The organism is Mycobacterium sp. NTMscope_Eco_3 (assembly GCF_976985685.1).
The window spans coordinates 2,384,190-2,401,478 of sequence record NZ_CDRJYZ010000001.1; the positions used below are offsets into that span (position 1 = coordinate 2,384,190).

The window sequence follows — 17,289 nt, forward strand, 5'->3', positions numbered from 1 at the left end:
CGCCGAAATTGGACTCGAAGCTGTTCAAACCGTCCATCGATTGGTCGTCGGCATTTCAGGATTCCCTGCAGTGGCTCGCCATCGCGTGGGTCATCGGTGCCGTCTGCCTGTTGGCCGCGCTGGTCGCCGCCAGGTATCTGACCCCGTGGGGCCGCCAATTCTGGCGGATCACGCGCGGCTACTTCGTCGGGCCGACCAGCGTCAAGGCGTGGCTGGGGCTCGGTGTGCTGCTACTGCTGGTGCTGTTCTCGGTCCGGCTCAACGTGCTGTTCAGCTATCAGAGCAACGACATGTACACGGCGTTGCAGGTGGCACTCAAAGGGCTCGCCACGGGTAACGACGAAGTCAAACATTCCGGGATCCACAACTTTTGGGTCTCGCTCGGGATCTTCATCCTGCTGGCGGCCATCTTCATCGCCCGGGTGATCCTCGACATCTACCTGACGCAGCGGTTCATCATCGCCTGGCGCATGTGGCTGACGGGCCATCTCACCGACGACTGGCTCGCGGGCCGGGCCTATTACCGGGATCTGTTCATCGACAAGACGATTGACAACCCCGATCAGCGCATCCAACAGGATATCGACATCTTCACCGCGGGGGTGGGTGGCACCCCGAACATCCCGTCCAACGGGACGACCAGCACCCTGCTGTTCGGTGCCGTCAACGCGGTGGCGTCGGTGATCTCGTTCGCCGCGATCCTGTGGAACCTGTCCGGGGACTTCGATCTCTTCGGTGTGAACGTGCCGCGTGCGATGTTCTGGACCGTCCTGGTCTATGTCTTGATCGTGACGGTGGTCGCGATTTGGCTTGGGCGCCCGCTGATTTGGCTGAGCTTCAACAACGAGAAACTCAACGCCGCGTTCCGTTACGCCCTGGTGCGGTTGCGCGACGCCGCGGAGGCGGTGGGCTTCTACCGTGGCGAGCGCGTCGAACGCACCCAATTGTGGCGGCGCTTCACGCCGATCATCGACAACTACCGCAGGTACGTCCGCCGGACCATCATCTTCAATGGATGGAACTGGTCGGCGACGCAGACCATCATTCCGCTGCCGTTGGCGATTCAGGCGCCGCGCCTGTTCAGCGGGGAGATCGCTTTCGGCGATGTCACCCAGACCGCGCAGGCTTTCGGCAACATCAACGACTCACTGTCGTTCTTCCGCAACAACTATGACGCGTTCGCGGCCTTCCGGGCGGCGATCATCCGTTTGCACGGCCTCGTCGACGCGAACGACAAGGGCCGCGAGCTGCCCACCATTCTCGTCAAACCCAGCGAGGAGACCGCGGTCGAACTGCGCGGCATCGAGGTGCGCACGCCGGAGGGCGACCAGCTGGTCGACTCGCTGGACATCCAGCTCGATTTGGGCGACAGCCTGGTGATCACCGGACGCTCCGGAGCCGGCAAGACGACGCTGCTGCGCAGCCTGGCCGAATTGTGGCCCTACGCCTCGGGAACGCTGTGCCGTCCGGATGGCGACAACGAGACGATGTTCTTGTCGCAGTTGCCATATGTGCCGCTCGGCACTTTGCGCACCGTGGTGTGTTACCCGAATTCGCCGGACGGCGTCTCCGATGACCAACTGCGCGACGTGCTCACCAAGGTTGTTCTGGCGCCGCTCATCAGCCGGCTGGACGAGGAGCAGGACTGGGCCAAGGTGCTGTCCCCCGGCGAGCAGCAGCGCGTCGCGTTCGCGCGCGTCCTGCTCACCCGGCCGAAGGCGGTCTTCCTCGACGAGGCGACCTCCGCGCTGGACGCCGGCCTGGAATTCGCCCTGTATCAATTGGTTCGGGCGGAGCTGCCGGAGTGCGTCATGGTCAGCGTGAGCCATCGGCCCGCCGTCGAACAGCACCACGAGCAGCAGCTCCACCTGCTCGGCGGCGGCGCCTGGCAGCTGGGGCCCGTCGAAAAGGAGCCCGCGCAGGTCTAGCGCCTACGCTGCCCCGGGCCTTAACGCCTGCGCGCCGCGTACGCTCCGGCGGTGGGTCGTCGCGCGCCTACGCTGCCCCGGCCCGTCGGGCCGCGTGCGCTCCGGCGCGGCGCCCGAAGAACGAACCCTCACCCAGCTGCGTCCCGCTCGCGTAACCCTTGCCGTCCTGGGCGAGGTTGGACGCGCACGCGCCCGCGGCGTACAGGCCGGGCACCACGGTGCCGTCGTCCCGCTGCACCTCTCCGTCAACGGTCACCGCGAGGCCGCCGATCGTGAAGCCCGAGTACATCGCACGCCCGAGCGACAGATCGAACACCGCCCACGGGCCGTTGTCTTGCGGCGCAAGGTATTCCGGCTGCTTGTGGAAGTCGGGATCCTCACCGGCGGCGGCGAATTCGTTGTAGCGGTCCAGGGTGGCCGCGAGGTTGCCGGCCGGGATGCCAAGCGCGGCTTCCATTTCCGCGATCGTTTCGTAACCATCGAGGAAACGGATCAGCGGCATCGCCGGCATCTCGGTGTGCGCCTCGTCGACGACGAGGTATGCGGTCTGCTCCGGCTGCTCGAGCACGAAAGCCGAAGTGCGCGAATGGTAGGAGTCCTCGGCGACGAAGCGCTTGCCCTCCTTGTTGACGATGACACCGGTCAGCAGGATCTCGGGCGGGTAGGCGGCCGCGGTGATGAACAACTCGTCCATGTGCTTGGTGGCGCCACCCGCCGAGACCCCCATCCGGATGGACAGCCCGTCGTCGTTGGGGTTGCCCAGGATGTAGGGCGCCGCGAGGCCGTGGTGCTTGGTGCGCCGCGGTTGGCCCAGAGCGGGAGTGTGCTCGGCGACCATCTCCGGATTCATCGCGAAACCACCGGCCGCGATGATGACGGCTTTGGCCTTGATGGCGCCCGTTTCGGTGAAGTGCTTCCAGGCGACGCCGACCACGGCGCCGTCGTCGTCCAGGATGAGATTGGTGGCGCCGGTCTCGTAGCGGGTCTGCACGCCCAGCGAGTCGGCCCGCTTCACCAACAGGTCGATGACCATGGCCGCGCCGCCCAGCTCGCCGGGGACCGGCACGGAGTGCCCGCGCGGCGCCGGCTTGGCCCGCTCGCAGAAGGGCCACACCTTTTCGTTGCCCGTGTAGCTGAGTCCCTCGGTGCCCGGCGGCACGACGACTTTGCCCGGGTAGTAGCTGCGCTCGAACTGAAAGCCCAAGTCTTCCAGCCAGTTGAAATGCTCGACGCTGCCGTCGCAGTAGGCGCGGATCTTGTCGAGTTCGGGCTCACGCGAGACCTCGACGAGATACTTGTACATCTCCTCGGCGGAGTCGTCCTGACCGGTCGCCTGCTGCACCGCGGTCCCGCCGCCGAGGTAAAAGTGGCCCCCGGCAAGCGAAGTGGTGCCGCCGGCCGCGGCCGCGCGTTCGAGCACCAGCACCCGCGCCCCTTCGGCCGCCGCGCTGACCGCGGCGCAGCCACCGGCGATGCCGAAGCCGATCACCAGTACGTCGACCTCGTCGGACCACGACGTCACGTCGTTGGCACTGACTGTCGCCGGAATCTCGGTGCTCATTGGCGCTGCTCCTGTTTGATGTAGTCGTAAAACGCCCTCATGTCGGGCGCGATGTACGCGAACTCCACGAACGGCACACCCGCCTGTGGCGCCGCGACGTAGGCGAACTGGATTCCGCCGGGCATCACGCCTTGCTGCACGACCGCGGCGCCTCGCTCGGCCGCCTGGACCAACGCCGCCTCGAATTGCTCGGGGCTTTCGGCCTCCATGCAGATGTGGTGCAAACCCGGCCCGCAATCGCGCAAAAAGTCACTATAGATGTTCTCGCCGCGCACCGGTTGGATCAGCTCTAACTGCATGTCGCCGAGGTAGCTCAAAGAGATGCTGGCGACGAAATCGGCGGGCTCGCCGTGGTAGCTGCAGGCTTCCGGAGCAAAGTGCACGTCGGGTATTCGCACCCACTTCCGGACACCTAACAGGCCGGTGAGCGCGGTTTCTGTGGCGTCGAGGTCGGCGGTAACCCACGCGATCTGCGTTGGCGATTCAACGGGAAGGGTCATCGTCTCGCAGAATAGTCCAGCCGCCGGGCCGCCAGAAAGGGGCCGAACGACTTTGCCATGCCGGGCCGTTCCGCGCCGGAAATCCCCGGGTGAACACGTTCTAATTCCGTGTGTTCGCCGGTCCCCGGGGCATCAATGTTGGCTCAGCACATCCACCAGCAGCCGCAGCTGGGCGTCGAAGATCTCCTCCGGGTCGGTGAGGGTGTCCGTGCCGTATTGCCCGAACACCTCGAGGCTGATGGCGCCGAGCACCCCGGCCCATAGCAAGAAGCACTTGGCAAGCACCTGATCGTCACCGGGGAATCCGAATTCGTGTCGAATCCGCTCGAAGTCGGAGGACATCGGTTGCGGCGCAAGATCATTGGTGAGCCGGATGTCCCCGGTGGCGATGCCGGACGCGACGGCGTCGAACAGGGCCGCGACCACCCGGGTGCCGACGGCGACCGTGCGCTCCGGCGGCGCGTGATAGCCGGGGACCGGACTGCCGTACAGCAGGGCCCAGCACGCCGGGTGGGCGACGGCCCACCGCCGGGTCGCCCGCGCGATGGCGGTGACGTCGTCGCTCCACAGCTCCCCCGCGGTTTCGCGGGCGCGTTCCACGGTGTCGGCCAGGTCGGAATAGGCGTCGACCAGCAGCAAGGTCAGCAGCTCGTCGCGGCTGGAGACGTAGCGGTACACCGCTGAGGAGACCATGCCCAGGTCGCGGGCTATCGCCCGCACCGACAATCCGGCCGCACCGCGCTCGACCAGTTGGCGGCGACCGAGTTCGATGATTCGCGCCTCGATCTGTTCCCGTGACTCCTGGCGTTTGCCCACGCGATCAGTCTGACACAACCGAGAACACTGCTCTTGCTTTCTGGAGCGCGTTGTGGCAGCTTCATCAGAAGTGAGAGCGCCGCTCTCAACAATTCTGACGGGATTAGCCGAGAGGATGCACCATGTCCACGCGTTATGAGGAGCCGAACCGGGCCGCCCGCGCGGCCAACCTGGCGATCCGCTGGCTGGCCGACGCGGGGATCAGCATCGCCGGCACCCGCGCGCTGCGCGTTCGTGGGCGCAAGTCGGGCAAGCAGCGCGCGGTCGTGGTCAACCTGCTGACGGTCGACGGGGTGGACTACCTGGTCTCGCCCCGGGGCAACACCCAGTGGGCGCGCAACGTCCGGGCTGCGGCCGTCGTCGAGGTGGGTCCACGGTGGCGTCGCCAACGCGTTCGGGCCAGCGAGGTCGACGACGCGGTCAAGCCCGATCTGCTGAGGTGTTACCTGGCCCGGTGGTATTGGCAGGTCAAGGATTACGTCGCGGGGCTGACGCCGGACAGCAGCGACGAGCAGTTCCGCGCCGCGGCGCCGACGATTCCGGTGTTTGCGCTCACCAAGGCGGGCTGAGGCGATCCGGCCGGGCCGCTAACGCGCGTTGTCGCGCGCCCCGAGATCCTCGCGGACCTGCTGCGAGGTGGCCCCCCACGACACCGCCGCCGGAAAGTCCCCCCACACGCTGTTGAAGATCCCGACGAGCTGTCCCGGGCCGCCACTGGGCGCCAGATACACCGGCCCACCGGAGTCACCGTTGTGGCTCTGCACGCCGTTGGACATGGTGAACCAGCCGTTGTTCACGCTTTGCACCGTCCCGCAGGTTTCCCCGGTGATCACGCCGTAATGACAGATCGGCTGCCCGGGCGTCAGCGCCAGGCCGGGGTCGGAGACCAGCGGACGACCGCCCGGCAGGATGTTGTTCGCCGTGACGTCGTTGTCCAGCACGATCGCCTCGTAATCGTTGATCACCTGGCTCGTGGACACCGTCGTCCCGCTGGGTGTGTTGTCCCGGAAGGCCGCCAGACGGCCGATCACGGCGCCGCCCCGATCCGTGACCACTCCGCCCCCGCCGCGGCAGTGTCCGGCGGTGAACGCGACTTTCAGGGCGGGGTCGACATATCCCAACGTGCAGACGCGGTTGTCCTGGCGTATCTCCATGCCGGGATACACCACGACGTCCGCTTTTGCCGGCGCCGCCGGCAGCAAGGAGGCGAGCGCCGCGACAGTAACCGACGCGGCGAAGGCGCGCATTGCCAGGCGATGCACCATTCACTCCGATCCATCGGGCGGATACCGACGGGAGGTCGAGGTTACGGCGTAACCGGCCTCCACGTTCAGCTTTTCGCGCCGGGCAGCGCCGATGTTACAGAGTGGTCACGAGCGGGGCCGTCGCACCGGTTTGACCGGCGGTGCGCGGCGCCCAGCCGGGCGGGCCGAACACGTAGCCCAGCCGGTCCCGCAGCCGGGTGGCCGTCCGCCAGTCGCGGGCGATCGCAACGTATTCGCGCGTCTGCAGCTTCCAGATATTGAAGGTGTCCACCTGCTTCGTGAGGCCGTAGTGCGGGCGGAACAGCTCGGGCTGGAAGGTGCCGAAGAGCCGGTCCCAGATGATGAAGATGCCACCGTAGTTTTTGTCCAGGTACACCTTGTCCATTCCGTGGTGCACCCGGTGATGCGACGGTGTGTTGAAGACGAACTCGAACGGCCGGGGCAGCTTGTCGATCCGCTCGGTGTGGATCCAGAACTGGTAGATCAAGTTCACCGAGAAACTGAAGAACACCATCCACGGCGGAATTCCCAACAGCGGCAACGGAATCCACATCAAGATCTCGCCGCTGTTGTTCCATTTCTGACGCAGCGCGGTGGCGAGGTTGTAGTACTCACTGGAGTGGTGGGCCTGGTGCGTCGCCCACATCAACCGCACCCGGTGGGCGATTCGGTGGTAGGCGTAGTACAGCAGGTCGACGCCGAGAATAGCGATCACCCAGGTGTACCACTGGGTCGCCGACAGGTGCCACGGCGCCAGGTAGGCGTAGATCGCGGCGTAGCCGAGCAGGGCCAGCGTCTTCCAGCCGGCGGTGGTGGCCACCGAGACCAGCCCCATCGAGATGCTGGTCAGCGAGTCGCGGGTGCGGTGCGCCCCCGAAGCCGGACGCTCGGCGTCGGCCGCGAGGTGTTCCAGCTTGCGGGCCGCGGTCCATTCGAGGGTCAGCAGCAACACGAAGAACGGAATGGCGAACAGCACCGGGTCCCGCATCTGCGGAGGCAGCGCGGACAGGACGCCGGAAAGGGCACTCACACAGGTAAGACTACGACGAACGCCGTGATGCTCACCGGCGATCGTCGGACTGCACGTCGTTCCCGGCATACCACTGGACCGCCCGAACGCCGGGCAGCAGGGAGAGCTCTGCCACCAGCCGCTCCAGCCGGGCCGGGGCGTCACTATCCATCAGCAGGTGGGCGGTCAGGGTGATCTCGTCGTCGGCGGGATGCCCGGTGTGGATCCCGCGAAGCGTGATGTCATTGCCGCCGGCATGCTGGACGATCTGGGCGCGCGCGTACTTCTCGTGCTTGGGGCGGCAGACCACCTGCACCAGATACGGCAGCAGGCTTTCGTCTTCGTCGGCGCTGTTATCGCGGTCGATGAGCCGGCCGAGCGGGCGCCCCAGCACATGAATGCCGATGACCGTGCCGGTGCCGATCAACGCGAAGACCAGGTGCCCGGAAGCGGCCAGCACGCCGATGGCCGCTGAGCACCACAGGGTGGCGGCCGTGTTGAGGCCCCGGACGTTGACCCCCTCCCGCAAGATCACCCCACCGCCGAGGAAGCCGATACCGGACACCACATAGGACGCGACCCGGGTCGGGCTGGAATCCGAGGTGGCCGCCGCGTAGAGGACGAACAGGGTTGCGCCCCCGGCAACCAGCGCGTTGGTGCGCAGGCCGGCCCGACGGGCCCGCCACTGCCGTTCCAGGCCGATGAGGGCGCCGCAGCCCACACCGACGCCCAGGCGCAGCGCGAAATCGACGGCGCTCAGCGTTTCCACGACCCGCTCCTTCCCGGTTGCAGACGGCGAAGGGAGCCAACCAAATCCGGGTTAACCGCAAGTGGAGCCCAACCGAACCGCTGGCGTCGGGTATGTCCCCCGGCGGGCGGCGAGTCTCAGGCTAACCGGCTTTGGGCGTGAGGTGGTGGGGGCAGTAGGCGTTCGATGCGAGTGCCGCGAATTTGGCGGCGGCGTCCATCGTCATGCCGGGATTTTGGTCCTTGATGTCGCTGACGACCTGCAAACCCGTTTCGCCCCTGCCCATCAACCCGCACACGGCCTTGGCGGACGTGATGACTTGGCTCGGGCTGCTGTAGGTGATGCCGGAGTTGCTGAGGTTGGCCAAAAACGCCGCATCGTCGCCCTCGGGCTCGGCGTGCGCGGGCGCCGCGAAACCGACCACGCCGGCGGCGCACAGCAGCGCAACGAGACTTTTCATGCCGATCCCGCCTTTCCGAGAGTTGGCAACGTCACCTTGGGCTTGTCTCCGCCGGACACGTGCACCGCATGGATGCCGGGTTTCTTCGACAGTTGGTCGAGCAGATCGTCGAGTCCGGCCTTGTCGACGTTCCAGTGCTGCACGGCTTCCGGTTGCTTTTGCAGCTTCGCGATGACGTCGTCGAGTTTGACGGGCTCGGCGGGCTTCGCCGCGCCCCCGGCGCGGGCCCCCCTGCCGCTCACGACCTGCGGCGTGACGGCGCCGAGTGCGCCCCCGGTCAGGCTTCCCAGCGCCATCTGACCCAGCAGGCTGCCCGGAATTCCGGCCGCGGGCGCCGCGGCGATGCCGGCGCTCGGCGCCAGGCCGCTGGCCAGCCGGATGGCCGGGGTCGCCGACGCCCAGGTCGGTGGCACCGATAGCTTGCCCACCACGTTCGCCTCGCCCATGCCCGCCGATACCGCGCTGGTCAGGCCCGCGCCGGCCGACCGCATCCCGAGCCCGGCTCCCAGCGCGGACTTCGGGATGTCCAGGCCCTCAACCGGGAGGTTGTAGAAATACTTGAACTCGGTCATGCCGAGATTGATCGGAGCCAGGGCTTCGCTGGCTACCGTGTTGAACCGGCCGATGTCGGCCAGGATCCCGAACGTGTTCTGCCACGTCGTCCCGGCCAACGGTGACCCGGTCAGGGTGTTGAGCACCTGGTCCCAGAAGTCCATGTAGCCGCGGGACGCGTTGCCGATGGCCTCGAGCAGCTGGCTGATGATGCCCGACGGTGGGGCCGCGGCCTCCGCGGTGGCGGCGGTGCCGCTTGCCACGCCGGTTGCCTCGCCCAGCGCGGCCGCCTGGGCGGCGATCCCCGTCGGGTTGGTGGTCTGGGGTGGCTCGGTGAACGGTGCCAGTCGCGTGGCGGCAGCGGACGCGCCGGCGTAGGCGTACATCGCGGCGGCGTCCTGGGCCCACATTTCCCCGTATTCGGCCTCGGTGGCGGCGATCGCTGCGGTGTTCTGCCCAAAAGCGTTGGTAGCCAACAGCGTTGCCAGCCGGACGCGGTTGGCCGCGATCTCGGGCGGCGGCACCACCGCCGCGAATGCGCTCTCGTAGGCGCCCGCGGCCGCCGTGGCTTGGACGGCCGCCGTCTTGGCCTGCGCCGAGGTCGCCGACATCCATGCGACGTACGGCGCGGCCGCCGCGGCCATGGCGGCTGCCGACGGGCCGGCCCACGCCTCGTTGGCCAGGCCCTCGACGATCGAGCCGTAGGACGACGCCGTGGACTGCAGTTCGGCCGCGAGCGCGTCCCACGCGGCGGCGGCCGCCAACATCGGCCCCACCCCCGGACCCGTATACATCTGGCCGGAGGTGATTTCGGGTGGCTGGAAGGCGAAAGTCATGGCGATGGCCTTCCCGCGCCTGCCGGGCCGGTGGCCGCCGCGGACGAAGCGAGGGTGCCGGCAAACATCGCGTGCAGCGCGGGCGTTTGCGGCGGTGGAGTCACGGCTGACATGGGCCGTCCTGCACGGTCGAACGCGGTCTGAGGTGTCATGTCGAAGCCCCTCAATCCGCCGGCACCACGATGATCGTGGCGGTGGTCGCGACGCCGTCGGCGGCCGCCGCGGCGACGCCGGTCGTGCCGTTGCTAACGGTGCGCACGCCGGCGCCCGCGAGCGCGCGTCCGGCCACGCTCGCCATGGCCATCTCGCCGAACATCGCCCCCTGCGCCGTGGCGGTCATCGGCGGGACGGCGCCCAAACTCGCACCCGGCAGTATCGACGCGATCGTTTTCATCACGGGCGCGGCGGTGGCCCAGGCTTGGGGAACCGACAGCGATCCGACCAGGGTCGCGCGGCCCATCGACCCCGCCACGCCCCCGATGTCCGGTGTCACCGCGGAGACGTAGCCGCCCCGCAGCGGCGCCAGCGGCGAGAGTCCCCCGACGATGTCCTTCCCGCCGCCGAGCAGTTCGGCGACACCCGGCGCGTTCTGGGCTACGCCTAAGGGCTGGAGGGCGAACAGGAACCAGCCGCCGGGCACGATGAGTGCCCCAATGGGGCTGTAAGCACCGGTGACAGCGGCGAAAAAGGGCCGCAGAGCGGCCGTAATCGGGTAGATGGCTTCGATGATCGACGCCGCCGGCGTCGCCGCCGCGGCCGACGGGGTCGTCGCCAGGGCTTGCAACATGATGGGCGCCGCGTTGACCATCGCTGACAGCTCAGATTGGAGATCCGAACCGGCGCTTTGCGCCACGGCGGCGGATTGCCGTGCCGCCGCGGATGAATCGGTGGTCTGCGGCGGCTCGGTGAAGGGCGCCAGCTGCGTGGCCGCCGCCGACGAGGCGGCGTAGGTATACATCGCCACGGCGTCCTGCGCCCACATCTCGGCGTACTCCGCTTCGGCCGCCGCGATGGCCGCGGTGTTCTGGCCAAGGATATTGGTGGCGATCAGCGTCATCAACAGGCTGCGGTTGGCGGCAATCACCGGCGGGGGAACCGTCGCGGCGAACGCGGTCTCGTAGGCCGCGGCAGCGAGCCGGGCCTGCGTCGCCGCCTGCTCCGCCTGGGCAGCGGTCGCCGTCGCCCACGCCACGTACGGCGCGACCGCGGCGCTCATCGACGACGCTGCCGGTCCCAGCCAGGACCCCGCGGTCATGCCGGCGACCGTCGAGCCGTAGGCCGCCGCGTAGGAATACAGTTCGGCTCCTAAGGCATCCCATTCCGCGGCGGCGACCAGCAAGGGCCCCGATCCGGCACCCACGTACATCCGTCCTGAATTGACCTCTGGTGGCAGCGCCCCGAAGTCCACCCATTGCCTCCCGTCCTTCTGGCGCCAGGGTAGGAGCGGATACGCGGGCATCCCGCGAACAAGGTGCGGCTCACATGGAATTCATGAGATTCGCCGATGGAGCATATGTGTATTCCATGTGTTTACGGCAGCGCTGCAAAGCGTCCTTCGGCTGAGAAATTCTCAGGATCGGCAGTCCGCTCCGCCAACCGCTGATGCCAGCGAGGTGAATGCGCGCCGCGCGCAAGGGATTTCGGGCGCGAAACCGGCCCGGCCGATTGCACGGTCGCCGCGTGCTACGCAGCTATCTTCTGTTAAGTTGCTGCGGGCAATAGAATTTCGCCGCGATCGCCAAGAACGACGTCGCGTGGTCGTCGGTGAGTCCGGGGTTTTGGCTCTTCAATTCGTCCACCATTTGGGGGCCCAACTCGCCGTTTCCCATCGACACGCAGACGGCTTTGGCGAACTTTACGGCCCCATCCGGGGTCGCGTACGTGATGCCCGCGCCGCGCAGCGAAGCGAGGAACCCGGCCTCGTCGCCACCGGTCGACCCCGGTTCGCCATGCGCGAGCGGGGACAGACCGATGGCGGCCGAAACGCCGACGCCCAGCGCCAGCAGCAGTCTCATGACTCGAGATTCTCCCATGCCGCCGCGACGCGCGCAGCGCCCAGCCTCGAGGCCGCAGACATGCTGCGCGACAAAACATTCAGCGTCACCGGCCCGAAGGGCCGCCTGCGGATCAGGCTTTGGAGAGCTGGTTGGGGCAGTAGAACTTCGCGGACAGCACAGCGAAATTCGACGCCATCTCCATATCCATGCCGGGGTTGCGGGCCTTCACGTCGTGGACGACCTCCAATCCCGGTTCACCGTTGTTCAAGCACGAGCACACGGCCTGTCCGGCGGCGACGGCCGAACCCGGGCTGGCGAAGCTGAATCCGGCTTGGTGCAGCGCCGTGATGAAGCCGCCGTCGTCACCGTTCGGTTCTGGCCCGGGATCGGCGTAAGCCGGTGCGGCAAGGCCGATCATCGCGAACGCACCCAGGAGCGCCAGTAGTTTTGTCATCACTCATCACCCTTCTGTCATCACGCGCGGCCGGCGGCGTGAGCGCGGATTGCCTTGTCCCCTAACCCGACTGGGCTTCGGTCGGTAGGACGTTGGACTTGCCTCCCTTTTTCAGATGCACCGCGTGGATGCCGGGTTTCTTGGCCAGCTGCTCGAGCAGCGCGTCGAGGTTTTCCTGATCGACGTTGTGGTGCTGCACGCTTTCGGGCTTCTCCGAGATCTGTGCGACAAGGCGTTTCAGCTGTTCGGGCGATTGCTTGTCCTTGAGGTCTTTGATCGCGGCCATCCGGTTGCGCACCCCACCGCGGACCGCGGTGGGCCCCCCGGAACCCAGCGCGCTGCCCAGCATCCCGGCCAGGCCCATCGAACTGAACAGGCTTCCCTCGCCCAGCGCCGCCGCCGGCACGGCCTCGGTCCCGGCGGCCGACAGGGCGGCAGCGACGGTCCTGACCGACGGCGTGGCCGTGGCCCAGCTGGGCGGGATCGAGAGCTTGCCCACCAGGGTGCCGGCATTGCCCATGCCGGCGATGGGGCTGATCGCGCTGTAGAGCGTCCCGCGACCGAAGCCCAACGCCCCAAGCCCCGCGCCCAGAGCGTCCTTGGGCAACGCACCGTACGCGACGGGAGGGGCGAACTTGAGCCACTGTGACAGCGGAAAGTTGACCAGCAATCCGACGTCGTTGAACTGAGTGGTCAGACCCAACGGCACCTTCACGGCGTTGTACATCGCGGTGTAGAAGCTCGCCCCGCCCGGGACGGTGTTGAACAGATTCGTCATGAACGTCTGATAGAGGTACGCCAGGTTCGCCGCCCCGGAGAAGGGCCCGCTGTAGGGCAGCGTGGTGGTCGCCGCCGTCGCCGCGGCGTTCGCCACGTTGGCGGCGGGGGTGCCGGCCGCCGACGTCACCGCGGCCGCTTGCATCGGTTCGGCCGCCGCGCTGGTGGTCTGGGGCGCCGGGCTGAACTCCGTCAATTTGTTGGAAGCGGTCGCCGAGGAGGCGAAGTAGGTGTCCATCGCCGTGGCGTCCTGCGCCCAGAACTCGCCGTATTGAGCCTCGTTCGCGGCGATCGCGGACGTGTTCTGCCCGAAGAGGTTCGTCGCCACCAATTGCGCCAGCAGCGCCCGGTTTTCGGCGATCACCGCCGGCGGCACATGGGCGGCGAAGGCCGCCTCGTAGGCGGTTGCCGCTTCGGTGGCCTGGGTCGCGGATTGCGCGGCGGCGGCGGCGGTCTGCTGCATCCAGGCCACGTACGGGGCGGCCGCGGACGCCATGGCAAACGACGACGGACCCGCCCAGGGCCCGGCGGTCAGGCTCGAGATCGTCGCTGCGTAGGACGTCGCGGTGGACTGTAATTCGGTGGCCAGGCCCTGCCAGGCCGTCGCCGCGGCCACCAGCGATCCGGCGCCCGGGCCGCTGTACATCCGGCCCGAATTGAACTCCGGCGGAAAGGCTCCGTAAAACATCCGTGTTACCCCTTACCTCGGAATTCGAGCGAAAGCACCTGGCTGCCATGCGGTTTGGTCATCGCGGTCATTCCTCGATGCACGGGATCACGATGATGGTGGCCGCGGCCGGATCGGCCTCCGCGGCAACGCCGCCCAGCGCTCCCATTGCCGTGGCGGCGCCGCCGACCGGACGGGTTGCGGCGGCGGCGACGGCGCGTCCGGCCAAGCTCGACAGGGCCATCTGGCTGAAGACGCCCTCCTCGCCGGCCAACGCGGCCGGCGCCGCCGCCAAGTTCGTCGGCAACCCCTGGGCCAGCGTTCGGATCGCCGGGGCGGCTTCCGTCCAGCCCTGCGGCACCGACATGCCGCCGACCAGAGCGGCTTTGCCCATCGATCCCGACACCTGCCCCGCCCCGACCGCGGAGCTGAGCATGGGCTTGACGGCATCGGCGCCACCGGTGAGCGGGGCCAACGCGCCCGAGATGGCTTTCGGCCCAGCCAGATAGGCGGCCGCGCCCTGCCCGTTCTGCCCCCAGGCGTACGCCTGGCCGAACGACAGGAATGGGCCGCCGGGGATGGTGGTCCACGACTGCGGCGAGTACACCCCGGTCACCACCGACCAGAACTCGTTCCAGTTGGTGATGAAACTCGGCGTCGTCAGTTCGGCGGATGACGTTCCCGACGAGCCGGCGTTCGCCACGGATTGCACCGCAGGCTGCAGCGTGCCGCTCAGGTGCGACAGCTGGGTGGCGGTGGTGGTGCCGGACTGGCCGCTACTCTGAGCGACCGCTGCGGCTTGGGCGGGCCCGGCCGAATCGTTGGTGGTGCGCGGGGGCGGTGCGAACGGGGTCAGCTGGGAGGCGCTCGCCGAGGATGCCGCATAGCCGTACATCGCGGCGGCGTCCTGCGCCCACATCTCCATGTAATGGGCCTCGGTGGCGGCGATCGCCGGGGTGTTCTGGCCCAGGATGTTGGTGGCGACCAACGTGGCGAGCAGGGCGCGGTTGGCCGCGATCACCGGCGGCGGCACCGTGGCCGCGAATGCCGCCTCGTAGGCGCCGGCGGCGAGCTTGGCCCGCGCGCCGGCTTCCTCGGCCTGCGCCCCGGTCGCGTGCATCCAGGCGACGTAGGGGGCGGCCGCGGCCGCCATCGCCAGCGACGAGGGGCCCGTCCAGGGGCCCGTCGCGAGCGTCTCGATGGTCGAGCTGTAAGACGCTCCCGTCGTCTGCAATTCCGCGGCCAACTCGTCCCAGGCCGCGGCGGCGGCCAGCAGCGGCCCCGATCCCGCGCCGACATACATCCGCCCCGAGTTGAATTCGGGTGGGTACGCGCCGAAGTCCAGCATTCAGGACCTCCTCGAGTCTCGGCCACGCTGAGCGCGGCGTCGGGGGCCGCGCGTCGACAAATTCGCGCCTGGAAGGGAATTCACGAAGCATGCCTTCGACTGCGGGCGCGCATTTCGCGGGTTGGAAGACAGCAAGCCCTACTCTCCTAGCTGCAAACCGGCGCCATAAAGGGCGGATGAATGAGTAGTCAAGCCACGCTGCTATCGCAATGACGATGTTGCACGGTTGGTATTCAGGCGGCGTTCCCGCCAGGTAAAGCCGTGTAAAACATCGATGTCGCAGCCTTCAGTGCCGGTGTGAGAACGGCGCATGACATCCTTTCGACTAGTGGCGCATATCACCTGGTATGCGCGCGTCGGGCGGGGTTGGGCGTTCTGATGTATTGCTTCGAAGGTGTCCGCATTGCGACGCGACGCGACGACCGAAAAACTTTCTTTATCAACGATGAGTTCTGGCTTTCGGAATCGCCAAAGGACGATTCCGCGCCATTTTCGCGGAAATGCGATTAAGCCCAGTTCGAGCCGACGGCGTCGTCATCGCCGAACTGGCGGTTGTGGTCACGCTGTGTCCTACGGGGTCCGTTCATACCACTAGACGCGGCCAGTCTGCTGTGGCGCTGGTGGGCCACTGACAATTTCCTGTGGGATGAATTCCCGTAAGGCGCAGCGGCTTTCGGGTGTGACACAGACCTCTCGGCGCACGGCGGCGGCGCGATCGGCACCGCGAATTTTTCCATCCGCCGTTGTAAAGATCGGGGCGGTAACGGTTTCGCCCCAAAGCCAAGGGCGCGTGCCGGAGACCTATCCGGCCGCGGGCGGGCGCACCACGAAATTCGGCCGGAAGCCGTACTGCGGGATGGCGCGTCCGAGTCCGTGGCTGCCCATGGGGCTGAACGGCATACCGGGCAGGCCAGCCGCCATCGCCGGAGGTGGAGCCACCATCGGGGTGCCGCCCAGCGCCGGCCCCAACGGGCTGGCGACCGGCGCGGGAGGGGCCCAGCTCGGCGGCACCGACAGCGGACCGACCAGCGACGCCCGGCCCAGCCCCGCCGAGACCGATGCGCCCGCATTGCCCACGCCCGCCAAACCCGACAGTCCTTGGGCGCTTGTGCCGATGCCCGTCGCCGCCGGCGCCCCGCTGGCGATGTCGTTGAGCGCGCCGGCGCTGGCGCCGATCAGCGTCGAGCTCGTCACGCTCTGCACGATCTGGGCTGGGTTAATTGCGCCGGTCGACGTGATCGTGTTCCAGAAATTGCTGTTCGGGTCCAGGATCGACGACACGCCCGACGTCGAGGGCGTCGATGATTCCGTCGGTGACGACAGGGTCTGCAGCGCATTGGGCACGGCGGTGTTCAGCTGCGACAACGTCGCCTGCTGGTTTCCCGCCGTGGTGCCCGTCGCCTGGGCGACCGCGGCGGCCTGGCGGGCTTGGCCGTCCTGGCTGGCCGTTTGCGTCGGGTCGGTGAACATGGCCAGGCGGGTCGCGGCAGCCGAGGAGCCGGCGTAGCCGTACATGGTCGCCGCGTCCTGGGCCCACATTTCGCCGTACTGCGCCTCGGTGGCCGCGATCGCCGGCGTGTTCTGGCCCAGCATGTTGGTGGCGACCAGCGTCGCCAGCTGCGCACGGTTCGCCGCGATCACCGGCGGTGGCACCGTGGCCGCGAACGCGGCCTCGTAGGCCGCCGCGGCGGCTTCGGCCTGGGCCGCGGCCTGCTCGGCTCGCGTGGCGGTGGTGCTCATCCAGGCCACGTACGGCGTCGCGGCGGCGACCATCGCCGCCGATGCCGGGCCGTGCCATTCCTCGCTCGCCAGCGACGAGAGCGCCGACCCGTACGACAGTGCGGCCGAACGCAATTCCGCGGCCAAGCCATGCCACGCCGACGCGGCGACCAGCATCGGGCCCGACCCGGGTCCGGCATACATACGCGCGGAGTTGATCTCGGGTGCGAGCATTGCGAAGTCCACAAACATTTCGGGCCCCCTCCCCTAGCTCGCTGCGATCGTGTCGGCCATCGCCCGTGCCCCTGACGTCCCGCACATGGCGGCGACGCTGAATTGTGTTGCGGTTGACGCTGATAACTCAGCAACGGCTTCGCAACGCGTCATCGGAAACGACATCGGAGTTCTCCTCACTGAAGAGACCGAACTCAGCCGTGATGTGCCAGTCGGGCTAATTCCGCGCACACTCGCGCACGCACGCGAAAAGCGTTGGCGTGCGCGAGAATAAGTGGAAGGAGCCGATCAGGCTACGAAAGGTGGCCGGGGTCGGATCGCAACGAAATGGTCATCGATCTGGGATGCGGACTATCACCGGAACTCATTTCGCTCCTCACCTCCTCGCGGCCAGGGCATACGGGGATGCCATACGTCG

At 67.8% G+C, this 17,289-nt stretch carries 16 protein-coding genes; 2 read left to right on the plus strand and 14 right to left on the minus strand.

What is annotated here, in order from left to right:
- Nucleotides 1–8 precede the first annotated feature (8 nt).
- On the plus strand, nt 9–1,928 hold the full coding sequence (locus AC0KTM_RS10985) for an ABC transporter ATP-binding protein/permease (RefSeq protein ID WP_472415540.1): 1,920 nt from the start codon (nt 9–11) through the stop codon (nt 1,926–1,928).
- Nucleotides 1,929–1,995: 67 nt separating this feature from the next.
- Here AC0KTM_RS10985 and AC0KTM_RS10990 read toward each other — a convergent pair whose 3' ends face one another.
- The 3 genes from AC0KTM_RS10990 to AC0KTM_RS11000 all read right to left on the minus strand — a co-directional run bounded on the left by AC0KTM_RS10990 (nt 1,996) and on the right by AC0KTM_RS11000 (nt 4,805).
- Nucleotides 1,996–3,489: an FAD-binding protein gene (locus AC0KTM_RS10990; RefSeq protein ID WP_472415541.1), complete on the minus strand. Its 1,494-nt coding sequence runs from the start codon at nt 3,487–3,489 to the stop codon at nt 1,996–1,998.
- The gene (locus AC0KTM_RS10995) at nt 3,486–3,989 is read right to left on the minus strand and encodes a VOC family protein (RefSeq protein ID WP_472415542.1); all 504 of its coding nucleotides are present in this window, start codon (nt 3,987–3,989) and stop codon (nt 3,486–3,488) included. Before AC0KTM_RS10995 ends, AC0KTM_RS10990 begins: the two co-directional genes overlap by 4 nt.
- Nucleotides 3,990–4,121: 132 nt before the next feature.
- Nucleotides 4,122–4,805 carry a TetR/AcrR family transcriptional regulator gene (locus AC0KTM_RS11000; RefSeq protein ID WP_225329223.1) on the minus strand — a complete coding sequence of 228 codons (684 nt, stop codon included), beginning with the start codon at nt 4,803–4,805 and terminating at the stop codon, nt 4,122–4,124.
- A 122-nt stretch (nt 4,806–4,927) separates the two neighbouring features.
- Between AC0KTM_RS11000 and AC0KTM_RS11005 the strand changes: the two genes are divergently transcribed.
- Nucleotides 4,928–5,374 carry a nitroreductase/quinone reductase family protein gene (locus AC0KTM_RS11005; RefSeq protein WP_472415543.1) on the plus strand — a complete coding sequence of 149 codons (447 nt, stop codon included), beginning with the start codon at nt 4,928–4,930 and terminating at the stop codon, nt 5,372–5,374.
- A gap of 18 nt (nt 5,375–5,392) precedes the next feature.
- Here AC0KTM_RS11005 and AC0KTM_RS11010 read toward each other — a convergent pair whose 3' ends face one another.
- The 11 genes from AC0KTM_RS11010 to AC0KTM_RS11060 form a co-directional block, all read right to left on the minus strand.
- The gene (locus AC0KTM_RS11010; protein WP_225329221.1) at nt 5,393–6,070 is read right to left on the minus strand and encodes an Rv1815 family serine proteinase; all 678 of its coding nucleotides are present in this window, start codon (nt 6,068–6,070) and stop codon (nt 5,393–5,395) included.
- Nucleotides 6,071–6,164: 94 nt separating this feature from the next.
- Nucleotides 6,165–7,100 (minus strand): sterol desaturase family protein, encoded by a 936-nt coding sequence (locus AC0KTM_RS11015; protein ID WP_238955871.1) that lies wholly within the window; start codon nt 7,098–7,100, stop codon nt 6,165–6,167.
- 31 nt (nt 7,101–7,131) lie between these two features.
- Entirely contained in the window at nt 7,132–7,848 is a 717-nt protein-coding gene (locus AC0KTM_RS11020; protein ID WP_225329219.1) for an MgtC/SapB family protein, read from the minus strand.
- Nucleotides 7,849–7,969: 121 nt separating this feature from the next.
- Nucleotides 7,970–8,287, minus strand: a complete 318-nt coding sequence (locus AC0KTM_RS11025; RefSeq protein ID WP_238955872.1) for a DUF732 domain-containing protein — start codon at nt 8,285–8,287, stop codon at nt 7,970–7,972.
- Entirely contained in the window at nt 8,284–9,675 is a 1,392-nt protein-coding gene (locus AC0KTM_RS11030; protein ID WP_238955873.1) for a PPE family protein, read from the minus strand. The genes AC0KTM_RS11025 and AC0KTM_RS11030 overlap by 4 nt, the downstream gene beginning before the upstream one ends.
- Before the next feature lie 163 nt (nt 9,676–9,838).
- A complete protein-coding gene (locus AC0KTM_RS11035; protein WP_238955874.1) occupies nt 9,839–11,083 on the minus strand; it encodes a PPE family protein in 1,245 nt (414 codons plus the stop codon).
- Nucleotides 11,084–11,366: 283 nt separating this feature from the next.
- Nucleotides 11,367–11,690 carry a DUF732 domain-containing protein gene (locus AC0KTM_RS11040; protein ID WP_225329215.1) on the minus strand — a complete coding sequence of 108 codons (324 nt, stop codon included), beginning with the start codon at nt 11,688–11,690 and terminating at the stop codon, nt 11,367–11,369.
- A 112-nt stretch (nt 11,691–11,802) separates the two neighbouring features.
- Nucleotides 11,803–12,129, minus strand: a complete 327-nt coding sequence (locus AC0KTM_RS11045; RefSeq protein ID WP_238955875.1) for a DUF732 domain-containing protein — start codon at nt 12,127–12,129, stop codon at nt 11,803–11,805.
- A 58-nt stretch (nt 12,130–12,187) separates the two neighbouring features.
- Nucleotides 12,188–13,591, minus strand: coding sequence for a PPE family protein (locus tag AC0KTM_RS11050; protein WP_472415544.1), 1,404 nt, complete (start codon nt 13,589–13,591; stop codon nt 12,188–12,190).
- A 67-nt stretch (nt 13,592–13,658) separates the two neighbouring features.
- On the minus strand, nt 13,659–14,918 hold the full coding sequence (locus AC0KTM_RS11055; protein WP_472415545.1) for a PPE family protein: 1,260 nt from the start codon (nt 14,916–14,918) through the stop codon (nt 13,659–13,661).
- 801 nt (nt 14,919–15,719) lie between these two features.
- A complete protein-coding gene (locus AC0KTM_RS11060) occupies nt 15,720–16,889 on the minus strand; it encodes a PPE family protein (RefSeq protein ID WP_255642090.1) in 1,170 nt (389 codons plus the stop codon).
- Nucleotides 16,890–17,289: the final 400 nt, after the last annotated feature.